Annotated in this window: 2 pseudogenes; one reads left to right on the top strand and one right to left on the bottom strand. The window is 55.5% G+C overall.

The features are described 5' to 3' along the window. Nucleotides 1–379: pseudogene (locus D3D02_RS18070) on the top strand (Tat (twin-arginine translocation) pathway signal sequence domain protein); the annotation flags it as partial. Between the two features lie 139 nt (nucleotides 380–518). On the opposite strand, the pseudogene D3D02_RS18065 reads toward D3D02_RS18070, so the two are convergent. Further along, a pseudogene (locus D3D02_RS18065) lies at nucleotides 519–869 on the bottom strand (ISH3 family transposase); the annotation flags it as partial.

Here is an 869-nt window from a genome sequence, read left to right as displayed (position 1 = left end):
TGCTGCTTGGTGGGTAGAAGATAACAATACTGGTGAGCACAGCACCCCAATTACCGTTGATGTTGGAGACGAGCTATCTGGAGCAATTGTACAACAAGACAACGGCGAGTGGTATATTGATATAATCAATAAGACTACTGGTGAGTATACCTATCTCTATTCGCCAAATTATGATGATAGGACATTCGACAAGGCTACGCTTACTTTGGAAGCGAATAATTACACACAAGACCAAGATTGTGCCAAGTTGCCTGGACAAACCACATTCTCATCTGTAGATCTTTACGATCTGAATGATGACGCCCAATCTCCAGAATGTGACAAAACGAAGTATCAGTACCTCACAAAGCATCCTCGGCTAGCTGTTTCTGAAGCCTGAGTTCTGTGGCGGAGCGGTTGGACTGGCGGTTTCGACGAGAGAATCATGGACGGATCGGCGGAGAGCCGTCGCTGTCGGCGGCGGCTGCCGCCGACGCGACAGCGTCGCCACTCCCACCGTTGGCTAGCCCGGTCGGGAGTTACCGGTGGAACCGGTCGTCCGGTGGCCGGTTCGCGGGGACGGCCCGACGCGTCGCGAGGGCCGTCCACGCTGCCCGTCGGATCATGTTGATGAACTCCTTGAATGGCCACTGCCAGAGGCGACGCCCCCCACGGCGGGGCGTCGCCACGTACTCCCAGTGCAAATACCGCCACACGTTCTGTAACAGCAAGCTCACCACGACGTACAGCAGCCGTACGACCGGATTTTGTGTCGAGGTCGTCGCGATACTTTGCTCGGAGAGTCGGTAGCTCCCCTCGATACCGAAGCGTTTCGCGTAGTGGTATCGAGCGTCTCGTGGTGAGTTGATGAACGGCGCGTCAGCGGCGTA

Origin of the sequence: Halobellus sp. Atlit-38R (assembly GCF_003665925.1) — an archaeon.
GTDB classification, from domain to species: Archaea; Halobacteriota; Halobacteria; order Halobacteriales; family Haloferacaceae; genus Haloquadratum; species Haloquadratum inordinatus.
Note: the sequence above shows the minus strand (reverse complement) of the source record. Positions and strands in the feature narration are given on the sequence as shown.